This is a genomic window from Clostridium sp. (assembly GCF_022482905.1).
In the GTDB taxonomy this organism is placed as follows: Bacteria; Bacillota; Clostridia; order Clostridiales; family Clostridiaceae; genus Clostridium_B.
The window spans coordinates 3162666-3186945 of sequence record NZ_JAKVOI010000001.1; the positions used below are offsets into that span (position 1 = coordinate 3162666).

20 protein-coding genes, 2 tRNA genes, 1 pseudogene and 1 other annotated feature are annotated in these 24280 nt (G+C 34.9%); of the genes and pseudogenes, 22 read left to right on the forward strand and 1 reads right to left on the reverse strand.

Annotated elements, in window-relative coordinates:
- Positions 1–13 precede the first annotated feature (13 nt).
- The 3 genes from LKE46_RS15685 (at position 14) to disA (ending at position 5034) form a co-directional block, all read left to right on the forward strand.
- Positions 14–2455 (forward strand): ATP-dependent Clp protease ATP-binding subunit, encoded by a 2442-nt coding sequence (locus tag LKE46_RS15685; protein WP_291724422.1) that lies wholly within the window; start codon positions 14–16, stop codon positions 2453–2455.
- Positions 2456–2577: 122 nt separating this feature from the next.
- Positions 2578–3945, forward strand: a complete 1368-nt coding sequence (gene radA, locus LKE46_RS15690) for a DNA repair protein RadA (RefSeq protein ID WP_291724425.1) — start codon at positions 2578–2580, stop codon at positions 3943–3945.
- Between the two features lie 15 nt (positions 3946–3960).
- Entirely contained in the window at positions 3961–5034 is a 1074-nt protein-coding gene (gene disA, locus LKE46_RS15695) for a DNA integrity scanning diadenylate cyclase DisA (protein ID WP_291724428.1), read from the forward strand.
- A 27-nt stretch (positions 5035–5061) separates the two neighbouring features.
- On the opposite strand, the gene LKE46_RS15700 is transcribed toward disA, so the two are convergent.
- The gene (locus tag LKE46_RS15700; protein WP_291724432.1) at positions 5062–5466 is read right to left on the reverse strand and encodes a DUF1573 domain-containing protein; all 405 of its coding nucleotides are present in this window, start codon (positions 5464–5466) and stop codon (positions 5062–5064) included.
- A 329-nt stretch (positions 5467–5795) separates the two neighbouring features.
- On the opposite strand from LKE46_RS15700, the gene LKE46_RS15705 reads away from it, so the two are divergent.
- From LKE46_RS15705 to rpoC, 19 genes and pseudogenes are all read left to right on the forward strand, one after another.
- Positions 5796–6902: a PIN/TRAM domain-containing protein gene (locus LKE46_RS15705; protein ID WP_291724435.1), complete on the forward strand. Its 1107-nt coding sequence runs from the start codon at positions 5796–5798 to the stop codon at positions 6900–6902.
- Position 6903: 1 nt separating this feature from the next.
- Entirely contained in the window at positions 6904–7599 is a 696-nt protein-coding gene (gene ispD / locus LKE46_RS15710; protein WP_291724438.1) for a 2-C-methyl-D-erythritol 4-phosphate cytidylyltransferase, read from the forward strand.
- 152 nt (positions 7600–7751) lie between these two features.
- Complete coding sequence (gene cysS, locus LKE46_RS15715) at positions 7752–9149, forward strand: cysteine--tRNA ligase (RefSeq protein WP_291724441.1); 1398 nt, start codon at positions 7752–7754, stop codon at positions 9147–9149.
- A gap of 1 nt (position 9150) precedes the next feature.
- On the forward strand, positions 9151–9564 hold the full coding sequence (locus LKE46_RS15720; RefSeq protein ID WP_291724444.1) for a Mini-ribonuclease 3: 414 nt from the start codon (positions 9151–9153) through the stop codon (positions 9562–9564).
- A gap of 21 nt (positions 9565–9585) precedes the next feature.
- On the forward strand, positions 9586–10380 hold the full coding sequence (rlmB, locus tag LKE46_RS15725) for a 23S rRNA (guanosine(2251)-2'-O)-methyltransferase RlmB (protein ID WP_291724447.1): 795 nt from the start codon (positions 9586–9588) through the stop codon (positions 10378–10380).
- Positions 10377–10889 (forward strand): NYN domain-containing protein, encoded by a 513-nt coding sequence (locus LKE46_RS15730; protein ID WP_291724449.1) that lies wholly within the window; start codon positions 10377–10379, stop codon positions 10887–10889. Before rlmB ends, LKE46_RS15730 begins: the two co-directional genes overlap by 4 nt.
- Before the next feature lie 72 nt (positions 10890–10961).
- On the forward strand, positions 10962–11603 hold the full coding sequence (sigH, locus tag LKE46_RS15735; RefSeq protein WP_291724452.1) for an RNA polymerase sporulation sigma factor SigH: 642 nt from the start codon (positions 10962–10964) through the stop codon (positions 11601–11603).
- 75 nt (positions 11604–11678) lie between these two features.
- Positions 11679–11750: transfer RNA gene (locus LKE46_RS15740), tRNA-Gly, on the forward strand.
- 13 nt (positions 11751–11763) lie between these two features.
- A tRNA-Thr gene (locus tag LKE46_RS15745) sits at positions 11764–11839 on the forward strand.
- A 99-nt stretch (positions 11840–11938) separates the two neighbouring features.
- Positions 11939–13132, forward strand: coding sequence for an elongation factor Tu (gene tuf / locus LKE46_RS15750; RefSeq protein ID WP_291724456.1), 1194 nt, complete (start codon positions 11939–11941; stop codon positions 13130–13132).
- A gap of 321 nt (positions 13133–13453) precedes the next feature.
- Positions 13454–13603, forward strand: coding sequence for a 50S ribosomal protein L33 (gene rpmG / locus LKE46_RS15755; protein WP_291724460.1), 150 nt, complete (start codon positions 13454–13456; stop codon positions 13601–13603).
- A gap of 50 nt (positions 13604–13653) precedes the next feature.
- Positions 13654–13878 (forward strand): preprotein translocase subunit SecE, encoded by a 225-nt coding sequence (gene secE, locus LKE46_RS15760; protein ID WP_291725719.1) that lies wholly within the window; start codon positions 13654–13656, stop codon positions 13876–13878.
- Between the two features lie 45 nt (positions 13879–13923).
- A complete protein-coding gene (gene nusG / locus LKE46_RS15765) occupies positions 13924–14445 on the forward strand; it encodes a transcription termination/antitermination protein NusG (RefSeq protein WP_291724463.1) in 522 nt (173 codons plus the stop codon).
- A gap of 12 nt (positions 14446–14457) precedes the next feature.
- Entirely contained in the window at positions 14458–14883 is a 426-nt protein-coding gene (rplK, locus tag LKE46_RS15770) for a 50S ribosomal protein L11 (protein ID WP_291724465.1), read from the forward strand.
- A 57-nt stretch (positions 14884–14940) separates the two neighbouring features.
- Positions 14941–15630 carry a 50S ribosomal protein L1 gene (gene rplA / locus LKE46_RS15775; protein ID WP_291724468.1) on the forward strand — a complete coding sequence of 230 codons (690 nt, stop codon included), beginning with the start codon at positions 14941–14943 and terminating at the stop codon, positions 15628–15630.
- A 22-nt stretch (positions 15631–15652) separates the two neighbouring features.
- Positions 15653–15783, forward strand: a sequence feature (ribosomal protein L10 leader region).
- A 25-nt stretch (positions 15784–15808) separates the two neighbouring features.
- On the forward strand, positions 15809–16315 hold the full coding sequence (gene rplJ, locus LKE46_RS15780) for a 50S ribosomal protein L10 (RefSeq protein WP_291724471.1): 507 nt from the start codon (positions 15809–15811) through the stop codon (positions 16313–16315).
- A gap of 32 nt (positions 16316–16347) precedes the next feature.
- Entirely contained in the window at positions 16348–16719 is a 372-nt protein-coding gene (gene rplL, locus LKE46_RS15785) for a 50S ribosomal protein L7/L12 (protein ID WP_291724474.1), read from the forward strand.
- Positions 16720–17014: 295 nt separating this feature from the next.
- Positions 17015–20573: pseudogene (rpoB, locus tag LKE46_RS15790) on the forward strand (DNA-directed RNA polymerase subunit beta); the annotation flags it as partial.
- Between the two features lie 148 nt (positions 20574–20721).
- A complete protein-coding gene (rpoC, locus tag LKE46_RS15795; protein ID WP_291724480.1) occupies positions 20722–24273 on the forward strand; it encodes a DNA-directed RNA polymerase subunit beta' in 3552 nt (1183 codons plus the stop codon).
- Positions 24274–24280 lie beyond the last annotated feature (7 nt).

A 24280-nucleotide genomic window follows, 5' to 3' on the forward strand; every position in this document is an offset into this window, starting at 1 on the left:
GGTGAAATATACTATGATGTTTGGAAGATTTACGGAAAGAGCTCAAAAGGTAATTATATATGCCCAGGAAGAAGCCCAGTCTCTAAAGCATGGTTATGTAGGAACAGAGCATATTCTGTTGGGAATACTAAGGGAGGAGGGTATATCCAAGAGCCTTTTGAATAGTATGAATATCACAGCTCAAAATGTAAAGGCTCTTATAGAAGAGTATGAAGGAAAAGGGGAAATAGAACTATACAATAATGAAATACCTCTTACACCAAGAACAAAAAGACTCTTAGAATTGAGTTTATTTGAGGCAAGGAATCTTAATCACAACTATATAAGCCCGGAGCATATACTTCTTGCACTTATAAGAGAAGCTGAGGGAGTTGCATTTACTATTCTAAATAATCTTGGCGCAGATTTTAATAAGTTGAGAAAAGAGCTGACAAATTCACTATCTGGAGAGCAGTCAGCAAATTCCAACAGTGGTAAAAAGGGTGCTGGAGAGCCAACTCCAACTTTGGACCAATTTGGACGTGACTTGACAGATATGGCAAGGGAAGGAAAACTTGACCCTGTAATAGGAAGGGAAAAGGAAACTCAGAGAGTGCTTGAGATATTGAGCAGAAGGACAAAAAACAATCCTTGTTTGATAGGAGATCCTGGTGTAGGTAAGACTGCCATAGCTGAGGGATTGGCTCAAAAAATAGTTTCGTCAAATATACCTGAACTCTTAAGGGGAAAGCGAGTTGTAACTCTTGATCTTTCTTCAATGATTGCCGGTTCCAAGTATAGAGGTGAGTTTGAGGAAAGACTCAAAAAAGTAATGGAAGAGATAAGAAAATCCGGTAATGTGATATTATTCATAGATGAAATCCATACAATAATCGGTGCTGGTGCAGCAGAGGGAGCTATTGATGCTTCTAATATACTTAAACCAGCTCTAGCTAGAGGTGAAATACAATGTATTGGAGCAACTACTATAGATGAATATAGGAAGTATATAGAAAAAGATTCAGCGCTTGAGAGAAGATTTCAACCTATAATGGTAGGTGAACCTACAAAAGAGGAAGCAGTGCTTATATTAAAAGGTCTCAGGGACAAATATGAAGCCCATCACAGGGTAAAGATAACAGATGAATCAATTGAGGCTGCAGTGAATATGTCAGATAGATATATAACTGACAGATATCTTCCTGACAAGGCAATAGATCTCATTGATGAAGCATGTGCTAAAATTAGGATACAAAATTTAATAGCACCGCCTGATGTAAAAAAAATAGAAACAGATCTTGAAAAGATAACGAAAGAAAAAGAAGATTCAATAAGGGTACAGGATTTTGAAAAGGCCGCTAAGCTTAGAGATAAGGAAAAAGCTTTAAAAGATAAGCTCGAAGGTATGAAAACTGATTGGAAAACCGAAAAGCAGGTATCTACCCTAAAAGTTACAGAGGAGCATATTGCATCTGTAGTATCACAATGGACTAATATACCAGTTCAAAAATTAACAGAAAAGGAATCCGAAAGGCTTCTTAAACTTGAAGATATACTTCATCAAAGGGTTATAGGCCAAGACGATGCAGTAAAATCTATATCCAGGGCAGTAAGAAGAGCAAGAGTTGGATTGAAAGATCCAAATAGACCTATAGGTTCATTTATTTTTCTCGGACCTACAGGAGTAGGAAAGACAGAGCTGTCCAAGGCATTGGCAGAAGCTATGTTTGGTGATGAGAATAATATGATAAGGATTGATATGTCGGAGTATATGGAAAAGCATACAGTATCAAGACTTATTGGATCGCCTCCTGGATATGTTGGACATGATGAAGGTGGTCAGCTCACCGAAAAAGTAAGAAGGAACCCTTATTCCGTAGTATTGTTTGATGAAATAGAGAAAGCAAACCCCGAGATATTCAATATATTACTTCAGATACTTGAAGATGGGAGACTGACAGATGGAAAAGGTAAGACTGTAAATTTTAAAAATACTATAGTAATAATGACATCAAATGTTGGTGCATCTACTATAAAGAAACAAAAATTTATGGGATTTACATCGGGAAGTGAGGAAAGTAATAGAGAAGATGATTACGAAAGAATGAAGGATAACATAATGGATGAACTTAAGAATTCTTTCAGACCTGAATTTTTAAATAGAATTGATGATATTATAGTATTTAGAAAACTTGAAAAAGATGATTTGAAGAAGATAGTAAAGCTTATGTTAAATGAAGTTTCTTCACGATTGAAAGAGCAGGATATAGAAATTGATTTTACAGAAAATGCACAAGAATATTTGACTAAGCAAGGATTTGATATAAATTATGGAGCAAGGCCGCTTAGAAGAGCTATTACTAAAACTGTAGAAGACAAACTTTCAGAAGAAATGCTAAAGGGAAACGTAAAGAAGGGAGACAAAGTAAAGGTAAGTGTAAATGATGATAAACTGGAATTTAGTAAAGTAGAATAGATTTTGGAATACCCCATGCTTTAGAGTATGGGGTATTCTTGATAATTTAAAAAGTTGGATAAACTACTGCAAAAGTTAGATTTTATAATGTATAATTATTGTTATATGGAGGAGATTATAAAGTGACAAAGATAAAAACTGTTTTTATCTGCCAGAATTGTGGATATGAATCATTAAAATGGCTAGGTAAATGTCCTAATTGTAATAAGTGGAATAGCATGGTAGAGGAAGTCAAAACCATTGATAAAAAAAGTAATCTTAGTGATTGCCATGGCATTGGAGGTAATGGCCAGCCTCAAAATATTAATAATATAAAGTCCGGAGAATATGCAAGGTTTGATACTGGAATAAATGAGTTAAATAGGGTATTGGGAGGAGGAATTGTTAAAGGTTCTCTAACTCTTATATCGGGTGCTCCAGGTATAGGCAAATCTACATTGCTTCTTCAAACGGCAAATAATATTGCAAAAAAATATGGAAAAGTGCTTTATATATCTGGAGAGGAGTCAGAAGAGCAGATAAAAATGAGGGGGGATAGATTGAATACTTTGTCAGACAATATCTATGTGCTTTCAGAAACAAATCTGGGGAAAATAGAGGAACATATAGAAAATATTAGACCCATATTTGTTATAATAGACTCAATACAGACATTGTTTAAAGATACTGTAGGATCAGCGCCTGGGAGCGTTTCCCAGGTTAGAGAAAGTTCTAATGATATTATGCGGATGGGAAAGGTGAATGATATATCTTTTTTCATAGTAGCGCATATTACGAAACAGGGAGAATTGGCGGGACCTAGGGTATTAGAACATATGGTGGATACGGTTCTTTTCTTTGAGGGAGAAAGAACTGAAGAATTTAGAATTATTAGGACTATAAAAAATAGGTTTGGTACCACAAGTGAAATTGGTGTATTTGAAATGAAAGAAAGTGGACTTTTAGAAATATCTAATCCATCCCAGGTGTTTTTGGAAGAGAAGAATTTTCAGCAGGAAGGTTCCATGGTTATTGGTATTATGGAAGGAACGAGACCAATACTTATAGAAATACAGGCATTGGTTAGTCAAACCAAAGCTGTAATGCCAAGAAGAACTGCTGTTGGTATTGATAATTCACGGCTAAATCTTATTTTAGCTGTACTTGAGAAAAAATTAAAAATTCCTTTTTATAATTGTGATGTTTATGTCAATGTAGTTGGAGGACTTGAAATAGAAGGTACCTATGGGGATTTAGGACTTGCGCTTTCGCTTATTTCAAGTGCAAAGTCTGCAGAATCGAGATTGAAAAATCTTCTTGTTGTCGGAGAAGTTGGACTTACAGGTGAGGTACGACCGGTATCATTTTGTGATAGAATTATTAATGAAGCTATGAAAATGGGGTTTAAAAACATATTAGTTCCAAATAGAAATAAAGAGAAAATAAATAGTAGCGAAATAAATATTATGGGTGTGTCTTCCCTTAAAGAGGCATTAAATAAAGTCTTTTGATTTAAGGTGATAATTTTGAGAATAGAAAAAAATAGAGAATTAAAAAGTATGCTTAAACTTCTTGCACCAGGTACACAACTTAGAGATGGGCTTGAAAATATACTTAGGGCAAAGACTGGGGGGCTTTTGCTTCTTGGAGATAGTGAGCAAATATTAAAAGTTGTAGATGGAGGATTTACTATAAATTCTGATTATAGTTCTTCATATGTCTATGAACTTGCAAAAATGGATGGAGCCATAGTTTTAAGCAGTGATCTCAAGAAGATATTATGTGCAAATGCACAGCTTATTCCTGATTCAGGTATTGTTACCTTTGAAACAGGAACAAGACATAGGACTGCGGATAGGGTGGCAAAACAAACAGGAGCCATAGTAATTGCAATTTCCCAAAGAAGAAATATAATAACCATATATAAGGGATATATAAAATATGTGCTAAGGGATAGTAGTATAATATTGGCGAGAGCAAACCAGGCGCTTCAGACATTGGAAAAGTATGTTTCTGTATTAGAAAGAGTTATAAATAATTTAAATATATTGGAATTTCAGGACATGGTCACATTGTTTGATGTTATGACAGCTATTCAGAGGACTGAAATGGTAATGCGTATAGTATCTGAGATTGAAATATATATATGTGAACTTGGCAATGAAGGAAGACTTATATCGATGCAGCTAAATGAATTAATAAAAGATATTGAGCAGGATGGAATATGGATGATAAGAGATTATTGCCAAAAGGATATTGATTACGATGAAATTTACAAGCAAATACAAGGAATGTCTCAAGATGAGATTTTAAATTTGGATTGTATTGCAAGGACTTTGGGATATACAGGTGTACCCCTTGTGGATACGTTAATTTCACCAAGAGGATACAGGATGTTGAATAAGATACCTAGAATACCAACGAATGTAATAGAAAATCTGGTGAAGAATTTCAGAGAATTGAAAGGTGCCATAGAGGCATCTTATGAAGAACTGGACAGTGTTGAGGGAATTGGAGAAGCAAGGGCCAGGGCTATAAAAAATGGACTTAGAAGATTGAGAGAACAGATGCTAGTAGATGACAACTTTAGCACAAAATAATAATACATAATTATTTTGTGCACAAGTTCACCTAAAGGAGTATTTCCCTAAAGTACTTATTTTATCGTGTTCCTTCAATAGTATATCATATAAATTTAGATTTAATATATTGCATAAAGAAGTTAAATAAAAAAGGTTATTACCTATTTCATCTGTGATAATTTCCCGGCAGGTATCACATAAATTACCATCCAAGTGGGTTTTTAGGCAATCCTTTAGGGAATCTATGTCAAGATTATCTTTATCACAAGGTAAATGTTGCTTTTCAGCAGAAATTTTTATGCATCCACAATTTGTAACTGATTTTGCTATTGCTCTGTTTATTCTTCCATTGGATTCCTGAAGTTTAGTTATTATATCTAAAATACTTTTATGTCTCAGTAATGATTCATTAACTGCATTTTGAAAATCGTCAAAGATTATATCCTTCATTCAGTTCAACTCCTTATTTAGAATTAGCGTACTTATCTATAGGTTAATTATAATTTTCGTTAGATAATTTTGTCAACAAGGCATATAGACATTTCCTTTTATAGATACATGATAATCTAATTATGGTATTATGAACAGGGGGATATTTACAAAGTTTTATTTAAGCATAATTACGATATTCTGATTAAAATAAGAAATTTTAGTAAATAATTTATTAAAAGAATGGAGTTTTATTGAAAAAAATATTTTGTTAATATATATTAGTATTAACGATGTATTAGCGATATAAACACATTTAATAGAGAAAATTTTATAAGGAGGTGAGTCTATTGCTAAAAAAAATACTGAGAGGACTTTTTACAATAATAGGCTTGATAATTGGATATTTGCTTGGAGAAGCTTTAATTCACAGTCATTACTTTGGTAGATTGGGTTATTTAAGTAATGGACCTGTAGGCACAGCTTTGTTTTTAATTATAATAACTGCAATTTTTGGAATTATATTATTTTTAATATCGCCGTGGATTAATTTGCTTATAATGAAGATTATGGATTACATTGAAAGAAGCCTTCAAAAACTTCCTGCAGTTGAAATCCTGATTGGACTTGTAGGTGCACTTTTAGGATTGCTTATATCAGCTCTGTTTGTAAATTTACTGGCTAGAATACCAGTTATAGGGACAATACTTGCAGTAGTAGTAGCTGTACTTATGGCTGCTCTAGGAGGAAATCTCGCAATAAAGAAAAAAGAAGAACTGATAAGTCTATTTGGAAGTATATCTATAAAAAGATCCCAAAATACTAAGGATAAGAAGAATAAAGGAGAGTTTGGTAGTGTATGTCCTAAGGTACTTGATACATCTGTAATAATTGATGGAAGAATATTTGATATATGTCAGACTGGTTTTATAGAAGGGCCGTTAATAATTCCAACTTTTGTACTGGCAGAACTCAGACATATAGCGGATTCTTCAGATGGCTTGAAGAGAACTAGAGGAAGAAGGGGGCTTGATATACTCAACAAGATACAGAAGGAATTGAATATAGCTGTAAAAATATATGAAAAAGATTTCCCTGATATAAAGGAGGTTGACAGTAAACTTTTGAAACTTTCCCAGGTATTAAATGGGAAGGTTATAACAAATGATTATAATTTAAACAAAGTGGCTGAATTCCAGGGTGTGCCTGTCTTAAACATAAATGAACTTGCAAATGCGGTTAAGCCAGTTGTACTCCCGGGTGAAGAGATGAAGGTACAGATAATTAAAGATGGTAAGGAGTCGGGACAGGGGATAGCCTATCTTGATGATGGTACTATGATAGTTATAGAAGGTGGAAGAAAATATATAGGGGATACAAAAGATGTAGTTGTGACTTCTGTATTACAAACGGCGGCAGGAAGAATGATATTTGCAAAACAAAAAGAGGAGTTCTGATATGGAAGGAAATTATGCTATTATAGTAGCGGCAGGAAAAGGAACTAGAATGCATGCTGATATAAATAAGCAGTTTATAAATATAGATGGGAAACCAATTCTTTATTATTCTGTAGATACGTTTTCTAAAAATAAATTTGTTGACGGCATAGTACTGGTTTGTTCAAAAAGTGAGATTGAATATTGTAGACATGAAATAGTTGAGAAATATAATTTTACAAAGGTTTTGGATATTGTTGAAGGTGGAGATGAACGACAGAATTCAGTTCTAAATGGACTTAATGCCTTGGAAAAATATAAATGTAATATAGTATTAATTCATGATGGAGCAAGGCCTTTTGTTACAGATCGAATGATAAATGATGGTATAAAGTTTTCTAAGCTTTATAGTGCATGTGCTTGTGGTGTAGAGCCTAAAGACACTATAAAAATTAAAAATAGAGAAGGGTTTTCCATAAGTACATTAGATAGGGGAAAACTCGCAATGGTACAGACACCTCAATGCTTCCACTATAAGCTTATTCTGGAATGTCATAGAAAAATTTTGGAGGAAGGCCTTAAAGTTACGGATGATACAATGGTAGTTGAGCACTATGAAAATAAAGTGTATTTATATAGAGGAAGTTACAATAATATAAAGATAACTGTACCTGATGATCTCAATACTGCTAAGATGATAGTTAAAAGTTTTATATAAGCTGAGTTTGGCTCCCCTGTCTCAAATACATGCGGCAGGGGATTTATTTTAAATGAAAATGAAATTTACAGACTTTATATTATATAATAATATGATAAAATGAATACTGACTATATATTAAAATTAAAACTGAATAGGGAGTGCAGATGTCTATGAAAATTTATAATACTATGACTAATAGAAAAGAGGAATTTATACCTCTGGTTCCCGGGGAAGTTAGCATGTATGTATGTGGACCCACGGTATATAACTTTTTTCACATAGGGAATGCGAGAACTTTTGTAGTATTTGATACAGTGAGAAGATATTTTGAATATAGGGGATATAAAGTAAAATTTGTACAAAACTTTACTGATATTGATGATAAAATGATTAGAAGGGCAAATGAAGAAGCTATAACAGTAGAACAGCTTGGAGATAAATTTATAGAAGAATACTATAAAGATGCAGATGCCCTGAATATAGAAAGAGCTACTGCTAATCCACGGGCTACAGCATATATAGATCAAATAATTTCATTTGTAAAAGATCTTATAGATATAGGATATGCATATGAAGTAGATGGAGATGTGTATTTTAGTACTAAGAAATTTAAAGAGTATGGCAAGTTATCCGGACAAAATATTGAAGATCTCCAAGCAGGAGCAAGGATAGATATAGATAAAAGGAAACAGGATCCTATGGATTTTGCAGTATGGAAGAACCAGAAACCTGGTGAGCCTGCATGGAAAAGTCCATGGGGTATGGGAAGACCAGGTTGGCATATAGAGTGTTCATGCATGGTATATAATTTATTGGGGGATACAATAGATATTCATGCAGGAGGAGCTGACCTGATTTTTCCGCATCATGAAAATGAAATAGCACAGAGTGAGAGTAGAACAGGAAAACCTTTTGCAAAGTATTGGATGCATTCTGCCTTTGTAAATGTCAATAATCAGAAGATGTCAAAGTCGCTCAACAATTTTTTTACAGTAAGAGAAATACTTCAAAAATATGATCCAGATGTAATAAGAATGTTCATGTTATCCGGACACTATAGAAATCAGATAAATTTTAATTTAGAACTTCTGGATTCAACAAAATCTGCTTTAGATAGGGTGTATAATTCTATTGCAAATTTAGAGAATCTTTTAGAAGAGACTTCAGTAGAAAATCTAATTGAAACTGAAAAAAATTACAAAAATAAATTGAATGAATATAGAAGCAAATACATAGAAAAAATGGATGATGATTTCAATACCGCTGACGCAATATCTGTTATATTTGATCTCATAAAGGACATAAATATTAATGTAAATAATAAGTCTTCCAAACAACTAATAAATTATTGCTTAGATATTATTAAAGAACTTGGTGCTCCTCTCGGAATCCTGCAGAAATCAAAAAAAGGTAATATTGAAGATTATATACAGCAGTTGATAGAACAAAGACAGCAGGCAAGAAAAGACAGGAATTGGGCTGTGGCCGATAAAATAAGAGATGAATTAAAAGATGAAGGAATAATTCTTGAAGATACACCTCAGGGAGTGAGATGGAAGAAAATATAAGATGGAAAATTTTTTGTATAACGGCGTATTTACCGAAAAAGAAGTTAAAAATCTTAACCCGCTTGTTTTGGCATTTGTAGGAGATGCAGTATATGAAGTCTTTATAAGATCTTATTTGGTTAGTAAAAATAGAGATATGCCAGTTCATAAACTTCATGTTAAAGCTGTGCAATTTGTAAAAGCACATTCTCAAAGTGAAATTATAAAAAGATTGTCCAGTGAACTTTCAGATGAGGAATTGTATTTTTTCAAACGAGGTAGAAATACAAAATCTGGCACTATTCCTAAAAATGCAGATGTTCAGGAATATAAATTTGCTACGGGTTTTGAAGCTCTTATTGGATATCTATATCTAACTAAAAAAATAGATAGATTAAAATATCTTCTGGATTCTATAATCAGTTTGAAGATTTAAAAGGGGTTGAAATTTTACAGCATGAAAAGAGATGGATTTATAAAAGAAAAAGGTACTAAAGATAATTTTGCAGAAGATATAATAGAAGGAAGAAATGCAGTTATTGAAGCATTGAAATCTGATAAAACAATTGAGCAAATTTTTGTTTCAAATGGTGAAATTACAGGATCGCTAAACAAGATACTTGCAATGGCTAAAGAGAAAAAGCTTGCAGTAAAAAAGATTGACAAAAGAAAGTTAGACCAAATGTCATATACAGGAGTGCACCAGGGTGTAATTGCAAAGGTTACTCCTTATAAATATTGTGAGGTTGAAGATATACTGCAATATTCAATGCAAAAGAAAGAAAAACCCTTTATATTAATATTGGATGAAATAGAAGATCCACATAATTTTGGCGCTATAATAAGGACTGCAGAGGTATTTGGCGTACATGGAATAATTATACCCAAAAGGCGTAATGTGGGAGTTACGCCTATAGTATACAAGGCATCTGCCGGGGCGGTTGAACATATGAAGATATGTAAAGTAACTAATATAAGTTCAACTATTGATAAATTGAAAAAGAGCGGAATATGGGTATATGGTGCAGATATGGAAGGTGAAGAATACTGTTTTAATACGGATTTCGCAGGGAATACTGCCTTGGTCATAGGAAATGAAGGAAATGGCATTTCAAAATTAGTTAAAGAAAAATGTGATGTACTTGTAAGAGTACCAATGATAGGCAATATATCATCATTGAATGCTTCAATGGCAGGGGGAATAATAATGTATGAAATTTTAAAGCAAAGGTTAAAAGAGAATAAAAAGTGAGAAATATTTTTGTAGACGGATATAATGTAATAAATAGCTGGTCTGTATTAAAGCAAACTAAAAATTATAGTTTTGAATCGGCAAGACAACATCTTATAGAACTTTTGACAAATTATGCTGCTTTTAATGGATATAAAATATTTATAGTTTTTGATGCACAGCTGGTTACTGGAAGTATGGAAAAAAAAGAAAAGGTTAGTGATAATGTAACCATAGTATTTACTAAGGAAGGTGAAACTGAAGATGCATATATAGAAAAAACTGTAAATAATATAGGGCGTAAAAATGAGGTGTTTGTAGTAACTTCAGATAAATTGGAGCAACAGCTTGTTTTTCAAAGAGGAGCAGTTAGGATGTCTTCTTTAGAATTTTGCAAGGAAGTTGAGGCCATAAATCATAAAATTCACAGTAAAATTGAAATTAATTACTCAGACAAAAAACATGCCTTAGAAGATAGAATAGATAAGAAGATATTAGATGAACTAGAAAAAATTAGAAGAAGTGAATAAAATCTATTGACTATGAATTTATTTCTAATGTATAATCAATATGTGGTGTATATTTGTTTTGGGGGGATAGGCTTGGAGAATAGGGGTTATATTAGTAAGAAAATTTCCTCCTTTAAAGAAAGTTTGGATGAGGAAGTAGTTGCTGAAGCTAAAAATGGAAATAAAAGGGCTCAGGAATATTTGATTAATAAATATGAGAACTTTGTTAAATCGAAAGCAAAGTCTTATTTTTTAATCGGAGCAGATAAAGAAGACATATATCAAGAGGGAATGATTGGCTTGTATAAAGCCATAAGAGATTTTAAGGCGGATAAATTATCATCTTTTAAGGCATTTGCTGAATTGTGTATAACACGTCAAATAATAACAGCTATAAAAACAGCTACAAGACAGAAACATATTCCGTTGAATACATATGTTTCCCTTAATAAACCTATATATGACGAGGAATCTGACAGGACTTTGTTGGATGTCTTATCAGAAGCAAAGGTAGCTGATCCTGAGGAACTCATAATAAGTAGAGAGGAATTAAACCATATACAGAGAGAAATAGGGGGTATACTTTCAGATCTGGAAATGGAAGTGCTTATGTCCTATTTAGATGGTAAATCCTATCAGGAAATTGCGTGTGATTTAGATAGGCATGCAAAATCTATAGATAATGCGCTGCAAAGAGTTAAAAGAAAATTAGAGAAATGTTTAATCCACAAATAAAATTAATATTGACAAAGAAATGCAGATGTATTAAAATTGATAATCGGTATGTAACTCATAGTTGTATATTTATAGGCGGGAGTAGTTCAGTGGTAGAACACTAGCTTCCCAAGCTAGTTGTCGCGGGTTCAATCCCCGTCTCCCGCTTCCAACTTAGATTGCCCATGTAGCTCAGTTGGCAGAGCGTCACCTTGGTAAGGTGGAGGTCACCAGTTCAATCCTGGTCATGGGCTCCAATAGAGTATAAAATTATATAAATGACATTGCAACACACCAGGGTGAGTTTACTTAATTAAAACTTAAAATTTTGAACAAACAGGGAGGAAGAAAATAAAATGTCAAAAGAGAAGTTTGAGAGAACGAAACCACATGTAAACATAGGGACAATAGGACACGTAGACCATGGTAAGACAACACTGACGGCAGCAATAACGACAGTATTGGCAAAAGAGGGGAAAGCAGCAGCAACAAAATATGATGAAATAGATAAGGCACCAGAAGAGAAAGAAAGAGGAATAACAATAAATACAGCACACGTAGAGTATGAGACAGACAAGAGACACTATGCACATGTAGACTGTCCAGGACATGCAGATTATGTAAAGAACATGATAACAGGAGCAGCACAGATGGATGGAGCAATCCTGGTAGTAAGTGCAGCAGATGGACCAATGCCGCAGACAAGAGAGCATATACTTCTGGCAAGTAGGGTAGGAGTACAGTATATAGTAGTATTTTTGAATAAGTCAGATCAGGTAGATGACCCTGAATTAATAGAATTGGTTGAGATGGAAGTAAGGGAATTGTTGAGTGAGTATGGGTTCCCAGGAGATGACGTTCCAATAATAGTAGGAAGTGCATTGAAGGTACTGGAAAATCCAGATGATCCAGAAGCAACAAAGTGTATACATGAGCTTATGGATGCAGTAGATAATTATATACCGACACCGGAAAGACCAATAGATAAACCATTCCTAATGCCAATAGAGGATATATTCACAATAACAGGAAGAGGAACAGTAGCAACAGGAAGAGTAGAGACAGGAGTGCTCAAGATAGGAGACGAACTTGAGATAGTAGGACTTAGTGAAGAGAAGAAGAAGACAGTATGTACAGGAGTGGAAATGTTCAGGAAGCTTCTTGACCAGGCAATGGCAGGAGACAACATAGGGGTACTGTTGAGAGGAATACAGAGAGAAGAAGTAGAGAGAGGCCAGGTATTGTCAAAACCGGGAACAGTACATCCGCACAAGAAATTTGTAGGGCAGGTTTATGTATTGAAGAAAGAAGAAGGAGGAAGACATACTCCGTTTTTCAATGGATACAGACCGCAGTTTTATTTCAGGACAACAGATGTAACAGGCTCGATAGCCCTTCCAGAGGGAGTAGAGATGGTAATGCCTGGAGATCATATAGACATGAATGTAGAGCTTATAACACCGGTAGCAATGCATGAAGGACTGAGATTTGCAATAAGAGAAGGCGGAAGAACAGTTGGCTCAGGTGTAGTTACTAAAATTGTAGAGTAGCTTTTTGGGAAAAGAGGACTGGGTTTCTTGGATCTGGTCCTTTTCAAAACTTATAGAAATATAAATTTTTCATTGACATAAAAACTAAGCTGTGATAAAGTATATAAGTAATGCGTAATTTTAGAATTATTAAGATACATATGGTTTAATTGTTTATGGATTCTAAATTAGGAACATAAATTTTTATTAAATGCGGTGTTGTCAATCATCGTCATAAACTATGTGAAGTTTTTGATATGTTTTAAAAAATAATTTTGTTAAACCCCATCTTCTATGGGGATTAATTGACATACATCAACGATATTAGGAGGTGTGATGGCAGTGAGAGTTAAAGTGACATTAGCATGTACGGATTGTAAGCAGAGAAATTATAGTACGATTAAAAACAAAAAAAATAATCCTGATAGACTAGAGTTGAAAAAGTATTGTCCATTTTGCCATAAACATACAGTTCATAAGGAAACAAAGTAAAATGGCATAGATAAATTAAATGTATGAAATATTTCAAGGGTGTGAATATAATGGCAACAAGCAATAGAAAGACTAAAAAAAATGCAGTTTCATCTAATAAAAAGTCCAATTTTTTTAAGGATTTAATTTTAGAATTTAATAGAATAACTTGGGCATCAAAAGAAAATGTAAAAAAAGCATCCATATCTGTTATTGCATTTTGTGCTGTATATGCCGTTATTGTTGGAATATTGGATTTTGGATTCAATTTTATAGTTCAAAACATGTTGAAATAATAGTAAAAGGAGGTAGGGACTAAGAAATATCATGTCCCTGAGATTATGGCAGATAAAGCTAGATGGTATGTAGTTCATACATATTCTGGTTATGAAAATAAGGTTAAAGCTAACCTTGAGAAAACCATAGAAAATAGAAACCTCTATGAGTGGATAGATGATGTTCAAGTTCCTATGGAAGAGCAGGTTGAAATTAAAGATGGAAAGAAAAAAATAACCCTTAAGAAAATTTTCCCAGGATATGTTTTGATACATATGGTTATGAGTGATGATTCTTGGTATATAGTTAGAAATACTAGGGGTGTTACAGGCTTTGTCGGACCTGGATCTAAGCCCGTTCCCCTTACAGATGAAGAAGTTAGAACCATGGGAATAAGTGAAAAGCCTGTAAATGTAGATGTATCAGTAGGAGAAAATGTAAAAGTTAAGTCTGGCCCTCTTGAAAATTTTTCGGCTGTTATCCAGGAAATTAATACTGAAAAGAAAAAGATTAAGGCATTAGTAAACATGTTTGGCAGGGAAACTCCTGTTGAACTTGATTTTAATCAAATAGAAAAGTTAGACTAAGGAGGTGTTATTATGGCTAAAAAGGTAGTAGGAATGATAAAGCTTCAGCTTCCTGCAGGTAAGGCAAGTCCAGCACCACCAGTTGGTCCGGCACTTGGACAGCATGGTGTAAATATCATGGGATTTTGTAAAGAATTCAATGCTAAAACTAATAATCAGGCTGGGTTGATTATTCCAGTGGTAATTACTGTATATCAGGATAGATCATTCAGCTTTATATTGAAAACTCCACCAGCAGCAGTATTACTTAAAAAGGCTGCAGGAATTGAAAGTGGTTCCGGAGTACCAAATAAGACAAAGGTTGCCAAGGTAACAAAGGAACAGGTTAAGCAGATAGCAGAAACAAAAATGCCTGATTTGAATGCAGGATCAATAGAGGCTGCTATGAGAATGGTGGCAGGAACAGCAAGAAGTATGGGAATAACTGTGGAAGAATAGCATGGATCAAAATAGTGGGAGGCAAAAGCCGTTAATTACCACAGAGGAGGATTTTAAATGGGAAAAAATTATGTAGAAAGTGTCAAGCTTATTGATAAAAATGTATTGTATTCACCAGAAGAAGCAATAGATATAGTTTTAAAAACAGCAAAGGCTAAATTCGATGAAACTATAGAAATTGCATTAAAACTTGGTGTCGATCCAAGACATGCAGATCAGCAAGTTAGAGGAGCTGTTGTGCTTCCAAATGGAACCGGTAAACAAGTTAGAGTTTTAGTGTTTGCAAAAGGCAGTAAAGTTGATGAAGCAAAAGATGCGGGAGCAGATTTTGTAGGAGCAGAAGAATATGTGGAAAAAATCCAAAAAGAAAACTGGTTTGATTTTGATATCGTTGTTGCAACACCGGATATGATGGGTGTTGTAGGCAGATTGGGTAGAGTGCTTGGACCGAAAGGCTTAATGCCAAACCCTAAATCAGGTACCGTAACTTTTGATGTAGCAAAAGCTATAAATGAAATTAAAGCTGGAAAAGTTGAATACAGGGTGGATAAGACTTCTATAATACATGTTCCAATAGGTAAGAAATCTTTTGAGTCAGGAAAATTGGTAGAAAATTTTCATGCACTGTTGGATGCTATTATAAAAGCAAAGCCATCAGCAGCTAAGGGCCAATATTTAAAATCTGTAGTATTGTCAAGTACTATGGGGCCTGGAGTAAAGGTAAATCCAACTAAAGTTTTGGATTAGTATTAAAATAAATTGATATTTTATTAAATAAGTAAATATTCCATAGACAGTAGGTGCGTGAGCATAACGGTTATCAACCTACCCAGGGTTCCAATATAAGAAAAGTAATTGGTCTCTCTTTTGTCTATGGAGGGATCATTTTTATAGTTGTAGTATAACCGTGAGGAGGTGTAATGCGATGACAAAAAATAGAGAATTAAAGGAAGCTAAGGTCCAAGAGATAAAAGAAAAGATGGAAAAGTCTAAAAGTATAGTATTCTCTAAATACCAGGGATTAACAGTAGAGCAAGATACAGAACTTAGAAAGAGTCTAAGAGAAGCAGGTGTAGAGTATAAAGTTTACAAGAATACATTATCTACATTGGCTGCGAAGGAATTGGGATATAATGATGCAGAACAAATCCTTAAAGGACCAATATCAATAGCATTTGGATATGAGGATGTTACTGCTCCAGCAAGAGTAATTAATAATTATGCAAAGGATCATAAAGCTTTAGAGTTAAAAGGTGGAATTGTAGATGGAGAATTCTTTGATGAGGATAAAATTAAAAAACTTGCCACTGTACCATCAAAGGAAATACTTATTGCGAAGTTGCTTGGAAGTTTCAAGGCTCCAGTATCAAAATTTGTATATTTATTAGATGCAATATCAAAACAGAAAGATTCGGCTTCAGAAGAAGCATAATTAAAGGAAGAAATTTCGGAGGTGTATATTAAATGAGTAAAGAAGAAATCATTCAGGCTATAAAAGATATGAGTGTTTTAGAATTAAACGAATTAGTAAAGGCATGTGAAGAAGAATTTGGTGTAAGCGCAGCAGCTCCAGCAGCTGCTGCAGGTGGAGCTGCTGCTGGAGATGGAGCAGGCGCTGCAGAAAAAACTGAATTTGATGTAGTTTTGAAAGAAGCAGGAGCACAAAAAATAAAAGTTATAAAGGTAGTTAGAGAAGCAACTGGCTTGGGATTAAAAGATGCTAAAGCTTTGGTTGACGGAGCTCCTAAGACAATAAAAGAAGCTGTAAGTAAAGAAGATGCAGAAGCTATGAAAGCAAAATTTGAGGAAGTTGGAGCTACGGTAGAATTAAAGTAGTATAAAAGTTATAGAATGAAGTTTATAAAAGGAACGCTTTAGTTTTAAAGCGTTCCTTTTATAAACCTTCAGATAATTTTTAAAAACCTTTAATTCATTGTTGACAAAAATTTGGTATTATGCTAATATAATAAATTGCATTGATTAATTAAAAATCAATAGGATAATTGCAAATTAGTATAATTTGAATTAATTATAAAAAGTAGGTTATACTAATTTGATATTAGTATGAAGAATCCATAAACATATGTAGATGTTTTTGGCTATTTTTAGTTTATGCAAGGGGTGAAAGTCAATGGTACATCCTGTCCAGGTTGGTAAAAGAACTAGAATGAGCTTTTCCAGACTTAAAGAAATAGGTCATATGCCTAATCTAATTGAAGTACAGCTAGATTCATATAATTGGTTTCTAAAAGAAGGCTTGCAGGAAGTATTTGATGATATTAATCCTATTCAAGATTATACTGCAAATCTTAATCTAGAATTTGTAGGCTACAAACTTGATATGGATAACATCAAATACTCGGTAGAGGATTGTAAAGAAAGAGATGCTACTTATGCGGCACCTTTAAAGGTGAAAGTTAGGTTATTGAATAAGGAAACTGGAGAAGTTAAGGAGCAAGAGGTTTTTATGGGGGATTTCCCTCTCATGACGGAACAGGGAACTTTTATAATTAATGGAGCGGAAAGAGTTATAGTAAGTCAGCTTGTAAGATCACCAGGGGTATATTATGATATGTCTTTAGACAAGACAGGTAAGAAGCTTTTCTCATCAACGGTTATTCCTAATAGGGGGGCCTGGTTAGAGTATGAGACTGATTCAAATGATATAATATATGTAAGAATTGATAAGACAAGGAAACTTCCCATAACTATTTTAGCTAGAGCAATGGGCTATGGTACAGATAATGAAGTTATTGAGTTTTTTGGAGAAGATGAAAGATTAAAAGCTACGATTGAGAAGGATAATACTAAAACTCATGAAGAGGCCCTGCTTGAGATTTATAAAAGGTTGAGACCGGGAGAACCACCTACAGTAGACAGTGCGCAGTCACTTATTGATTCTTTGTTTTTTGATGCAAAGAGATATGATCTCTCTAGAGTTGGAAGATATAAGTTCAATAAAAAGTTGGCGCTTTATCTTAGAATTGCCAATCAAATAGCAGCTAAGGACATAGTAAACCCACAGACGGGGGAGATACTGGTTCAAAAAGGTGATAGGATTGATAGAGATAAGGCTGTTGATATACAACAATGCGGTATAAATATAGTAGACATTCAGATAGAAGACGCAACTTTAAGAATAATAGGTAACAATTTTGTGAACATACATAATTTTGTTGACTTTAATATAGATGATTTGAATATAAAAGAAAGTGTTCATTATCCGGTATTAAAAGAAATATTGGATAATTACAGTGATGAAGAAAGTATTAAGGATCAGATAAAAAAGCATATGCATGAGTTGATTCCCAAACACATAGTCAAAGATGATATATATGCCACAATCAGCTATGAACTGGGATTGGCTTATAATATAGGTCATACAGACGACATTGATCATCTTGGCAATAGAAGACTTAGATCTGTAGGTGAATTGCTTCAAAATCAATTTAGAATAGGTCTTTCAAGGATGGAAAGAGTAGTAAAAGAGAGAATGACCATACAGGACCAAGAGGTAATAACGCCTCAGGCACTTATAAATATAAGACCTGTAGCAGCATCAATAAAAGAGTTTTTTGGAAGTTCACAGCTTTCGCAGTTTATGGACCAGACTAATCCACTATCCGAACTCACGCATAAGAGAAGACTCTCAGCATTGGGACCGGGAGGGTTGTCACGAGAAAGAGCCGGATTTGAGGTTAGAGATGTTCACAATTCTCATTATGGAAGAATGTGTCCTATAGAAACTCCAGAAGGACCTAATATAGGTCTTATTAACTCTCTTGCAACCTATGCAAAGGTGAATGATTACGGCTTTATTGAAGCTCCTTATAGAAAAGTGGATAAATCAACTGGAGTGGTTACTAATGAGATTGTATATATGACAGCAGACGAAGAGGATGAATATCTAATAGGTCAGGCGAATGAACCTCTTGATGAGGAAAGCAAATTTATTGATACTAGAGTTACAGTTAGAGATAAAGGTGAGGTTATAGTAGTACCTCGTGAAGATGTTGATTTTATAGATGTTTCACCGAGACAAATTGTTTCAGTAGCTACGGCCATGATACCTTTTCTTGAAAATGATGATGCAAGCCGTGCGTTAATGGGCTCAAACATGCAGAGGCAGGCTGTACCACTTTTGAAACCTCAGGCGCCTATAGTAGGTACAGGTATAGAATATAAAGCAGCTGTAGACTCAGGAGTCCTTCCAAAGGCAAGAAATGCAGGAACTGTAGTATATGTAAGCGCAAATGAAATCAGGATAAAGAGAAATTCAGATGCAGGAATAGACACCTACCGACTGATTAAATTTAAAAGATCAAATCAGGGAACTTGTATAAATCAAAGGCCTATAGTTAAAACAGGTGAAAAAGTTGACAAGGGAACTGTAATTGCAGATGGACCTTCAACAGACTTAGGTGAAATAGCTCTGGGAAAGAATATAAGAATGGGGTTTACAACCTGGGAGGGCTACAATTATGAAGATGCCATGCTTATATCTGAGGAACTTGTCAGGGATGATGTATTTACATCTATTCACATAGAAGAATATGAATCCGAGGCAAGGGATACAAAACTTGGACCTGAAGAAATTACAAGAGATATACCTAATGTTGGTGAAGATGCCCTTAAAGATATAGATGATAGAGGAATAATAAGAATAGGAGCAGAAGTAAGAGCAGGAGACATATTAGTTGGAAAGGTAACTCCCAAAGGCGAAACTGAACTTACAGCAGAGGAAAGGCTTTTAAGGGCTATATTTGGAGAAAAAGCTAGAGAAGTCAGGGATACGTCGCTTAGAGTTCCTCATGGAGAATACGGAATAATTGTTGATGTGAGAGTATTTACTAGGGAAAATGGAGATGAACTTCCACCTGGTGTAAATAAACTTGTTAGATGTTACATAGCTCAGAAAAGGAAAATATCCGTAGGTGATAAAATGTCGGGCAGACATGGTAACAAGGGTGTTATCTCAAGAGTGCTTCCAGAAGAGGATATGCCGTTTTTACCAGATGGAAGACCCCTTCAGATATGCCTGAATCCTCTTGGAGTTCCATCGCGTATGAATATAGGTCAGGTACTTGAAGTTCATCTGGGGTGGGCGGCAAGCAAACTTGGGTGGCATATAGCGACGCCTGTATTTGATGGTGCCAGAGAGGAAGATATTTTGGAGTGTCTTCAGAAAGCAGGCTATAAATCCCACGGTAAAACTGTACTGTATGACGGAAGAACAGGAGAACCTTTTGATAGGCTTGTAACAGTTGGATACATGTACATTCTAAAATTAGCACATTTAGTTGACGATAAAATTCATGCTAGATCTACAGGACCGTATTCACTTGTTACCCAGCAGCCTCTTGGAGGTAAGGCCCAATTTGGAGGCCAGAGATTTGGTGAGATGGAAGTATGGGCACTTGAAGCATATGGTGCGGCTCATACCCTTCAGGAAATACTTACAGTTAAATCTGACGATGTAGTAGGAAGGGTAAAGACCTATGAAGCTATAGTAAAAGGTGAAAATGTGCCGGAACCAGGAGTTCCAGAATCGTTTAAAGTTCTCATAAAGGAACTTCAGGCACTTTGCCTTGATGTAAAAGTCCTCAATGACAACAATGAAGAGATAAAGATAAAAGAGTCAATAGATGATGATGTTGAAGATTTGGGTGTTAATATAGAAGGAAATGAAGATTCAGTTCCACAGGAACAGAAGGTTGTAAAAGATGAACCTGAAGATATTAATGACGATGAAGAAGATGAATCTGAAGATGATTTGAATTTAGATGATCTTGATATAGACGATTTCAGCGATGAACATTAGGAAGGGAGGATTTACCCTTGTTTGAATTAAATAATTTTGATGCAATGCAAATAGGTCTTGCTTCTCCGGAAAAGATAAGAGAGTGGTCTAGAGGTGAAGTTAAAAAGCCTGAAACTATAAATTATAGAACTTTAAAACCAGAAAGAGATGGGTTGTTCTGTGAGAGAATATTTGGACCTACAAAAGATTGGGAATGCCATTGTGGAAAATATAAAAGAATAAGATATAAGGGAATAGTATGTGACAGATGTGGTGTCGAGGTAACCAAGGCAAAAGTAAGGCGTGAAAGAATGGGCCATATTGAACTTGCAGCGCCAGTATCTCATATTTGGTATTTTAAGGGTATTCCATCAAGAATGGGACTTATACTGGATATGTCACCACGATCATTGGAGAAGGTGCTTTACTTTGCATCTTATGTGGTTCTGGATCCGAAAGAAACTCCACTGTTAAAAAAGCAACTTTTAAATGAAAAAGAATATAGGGAAGCTGCTGATAAATACGGCGAAGAATCTTTTGTAGCAGGAATGGGGGCTGAGTCTATTAAAAAACTATTAGAGGAAATAGACCTAGAGCAGCTTTCATTGGAACTGAAGGAAAACTTTAAAAGCAGCACGGGACAGAAAAAGGTTAGAATAATAAGAAGGCTTGAAGTGGTAGAATCCTTTAGAAAGTCAGGCAACAAGCCAGATTGGATGATAATAGACGTGATACCTGTAATTCCACCTGATTTAAGACCTATGGTTCAGTTGGATGGAGGAAGATTTGCTACATCAGACTTAAATGACCTTTACAGAAGAGTTATAAATAGAAATAATAGACTTAAAAAACTTTTGGATCTTGGGGCACCAGACATAATAGTTAGAAATGAGAAGAGAATGCTCCAGGAGGCAGTTGATGCTCTTATAGACAACGGAAGACGTGGAAGACCGGTAACAGGCCCTGGAAATAGACCATTAAAATCATTATCGGATATGCTGAAGGGAAAACAGGGTAGGTTTAGACAGAATTTGCTTGGAAAGCGTGTTGATTATTCAGGACGTTCGGTTATAGTTGTAGGCCCTGAACTAAAAATGTATCAATGTGGTCTTCCTAAAGAAATGGCTTTAGAACTTTTTAAACCATTTGTGATGAAAAAGCTGGTTGAAAGCGGCCTTGCTCATAATATCAAGAGTGCCAAGAGAATGGTGGAACGAATTCAAACTCAGGTATGGGATGTATTGGAAGAGGTAATATCGGATCATCCAGTACTTTTGAACCGTGCACCTACACTTCACAGATTAGGTATTCAGGCTTTTCAGCCGGTTCTTGTAGAGGGAAAGGCAATAAAGCTGCATCCACTTGCTTGTACAGCATATAATGCAGATTTTGATGGGGACCAGATGGCAGTTCATGTTCCTCTTTCTGTTGAAGCTCAGGCAGAAGCTAGATTTTTAATGCTTGCTGCACATAATATATTAAAACCATCGGATGGTAAGCCGGTAGTTGTACCTACACAGGATATGGTTCTCGGTTCTTACTATCTCACTATAGAAGAAGATGGTGCAGAAGGTGAAGGAAGGATTTTTTCTAGTCAGGATGAAGTAATAATGGCATACCAGCTTAAACAGATAAGCATACATGCTAAAATCAAGGTAAGGATGACTAAGATAAAAGATGGAAAACTTATAAACGGCATAATTGAAACAACTCCAGGTAAGCTCATATTCAATGAATCGGTACCGCAGGATCTTGGCTTTGTAGATAGAAGCAAACCTGAAAATGAATTTAAGCTGGAAATTGATTTTTTGGTTGCAAAGAAAAATCTTGGCAAAATAATAAATAAGTGCTATATGAAGCATGGTGCCACTAAAACATCTATAATGCTTGATAAGATAAAGGCAAGGGGATATCATTATTCTACTATAAGCGGTATAACAGTCTCGACTTCTGATATGGTTGTACCTGAAGCTAAGAAACGACTTCTTAGTGAATCAGATGCAGCTGTTGATAAAATAGAGAAGATGTACAGACGAGGATTTATATCGGAAGATGAAAGGTATCAGAGAGTTATAGAGAAATGGACCAAAACTACGGAAGATGTCGCAGATGAACTTATGAACAATCTTGATAAGTTTAATCCAATATTTATGATGGCTGATTCTGGAGCCAGAGGTTCCAAGAGTCAGATCAAACAGCTTGCAGGTATGAGAGGGCTTATGGCAAATCCTTCAGGAAAAATAATAGAACTCCCAATAAGGGCATCGTTTAGAGAAGGATTGGATGTACTTGAATATTTTATATCTACCCATGGAGCTAGAAAAGGTAATGCTGATACGGCACTTAAGACGGCAGATTCAGGTTATCTTACAAGAAGGCTTGTAGATGTAAGTCAGGATGTTATAGTAAGGGAAGAAGATTGTGGAACACATGAGGGATATGAAGTATCTGAAATAAAAGAAGGAAATGAAGTTATAGAAAGTTTGTCAGAAAGATTAACCGGAAGATATTCGGCAGAAGATATTAAAGATCCAAATACAGGAGAACTCATAATTGCTAAAGATAGCTACATGGATTCAAAGATAGCTGAAAAAATAGAGAATACAGGTATTAAAAAGGTTAAGATAAGATCAGTATTTACCTGTAGATCTAAGCATGGAGTGTGCTCAAAATGTTATGGAATGAATATGGCTACTGCCAAAAAAATTGATATAGGTGAATCTGTAGGAATAATAGCGGCACAAAGTATAGGTGAGCCAGGTACGCAGTTGACAATGAGAACCTTCCACACAGGTGGAGTTGCAGGTTCGGATATAACTCAGGGACTTCCAAGAGTTGAAGAATTATTTGAAGCAAGAAAACCAAAAGGTCTTGCTATAATAAGTGAAGTATCTGGTACTGTAAAAATGGAAAAAACCAAGAAGAAAAGAACTATATCTGTTATTACGGATAGTGGTGAAGAGGTTACTTATGATATTCCATTTGGATCAAGAATTAAAGTATCCGATGGTGATGTTATAAGTGCTGGAGATGAAATAACAGAAGGATCTGTAAATCCTCATGATATTTTAAGAATAAAAGGAGTTCAGGGAGTTAAAAATTATTTGCTTTCTGAAGTTCAGAAAGTTTATCGGCTGCAAGGTGTTGATATAAATGACAAACATCTCGAGGTCGTTATAAGACAAATGACAAGAAAAGTAAAAATAGAAGATTCAGGAGATACGGAGTTGTTACCAGGAACTATGATAGACATATTTGACTTTGAAGAAGAAAATGATAAGGTGATTTCCAATGGAGGTAAGCCTGCACAGGGAAGAATAACGCTTCTTGGTATAACCAAAGCTGCACTTGCAACGGATTCATTTTTATCAGCTGCTTCTTTCCAGGAGACAACAAGAGTACTTACTGATGCAGCTATAAAAGGCAAGATTGATCCTTTGCTTGGATTAAAGGAAAATGTAATTATAGGTAAACTTATACCGGCAGGAACTGGTATGATGAGATATAGATCTATAAAGCTTGATACGGCAAATGACGCGGGAAATACTGATAATGACATTGTAAACAGTGAGGATAAAAAGGAAGCCTGAATATTGA

Excerpts from the sequence above, each read along its gene's own strand:
- LKE46_RS15685 (WP_291724422.1), top strand. The coding sequence starts at position 14 with ATGATGTTTGGAAGATTTACGGAAAGAGCTCAAAAGGTAATTATATAT.
- LKE46_RS15700 (WP_291724432.1), bottom strand. The coding sequence starts at position 5,466 with ATGAAGGATATAATCTTTGACGATTTTCAAAATGCAGTTAATGAATCA.
- ispD (WP_291724438.1), top strand. The coding sequence starts at position 6,904 with ATGGAAGGAAATTATGCTATTATAGTAGCGGCAGGAAAAGGAACTAGA.
- cysS (WP_291724441.1), top strand. The coding sequence starts at position 7,752 with ATGAAAATTTATAATACTATGACTAATAGAAAAGAGGAATTTATACCT.
- LKE46_RS15720 (WP_291724444.1), top strand. The coding sequence starts at position 9,151 with ATGGAAAATTTTTTGTATAACGGCGTATTTACCGAAAAAGAAGTTAAA.
- rlmB (WP_291724447.1), top strand. The coding sequence starts at position 9,586 with ATGAAAAGAGATGGATTTATAAAAGAAAAAGGTACTAAAGATAATTTT.
- tuf (WP_291724456.1), top strand. The coding sequence starts at position 11,939 with ATGTCAAAAGAGAAGTTTGAGAGAACGAAACCACATGTAAACATAGGG.
- secE (WP_291725719.1), top strand. The coding sequence starts at position 13,654 with ATGGCAACAAGCAATAGAAAGACTAAAAAAAATGCAGTTTCATCTAAT.
- nusG (WP_291724463.1), top strand. The coding sequence starts at position 13,924 with ATGGCAGATAAAGCTAGATGGTATGTAGTTCATACATATTCTGGTTAT.
- rplK (WP_291724465.1), top strand. The coding sequence starts at position 14,458 with ATGGCTAAAAAGGTAGTAGGAATGATAAAGCTTCAGCTTCCTGCAGGT.
- rplA (WP_291724468.1), top strand. The coding sequence starts at position 14,941 with ATGGGAAAAAATTATGTAGAAAGTGTCAAGCTTATTGATAAAAATGTA.
- rplJ (WP_291724471.1), top strand. The coding sequence starts at position 15,809 with ATGACAAAAAATAGAGAATTAAAGGAAGCTAAGGTCCAAGAGATAAAA.
- rplL (WP_291724474.1), top strand. The coding sequence starts at position 16,348 with ATGAGTAAAGAAGAAATCATTCAGGCTATAAAAGATATGAGTGTTTTA.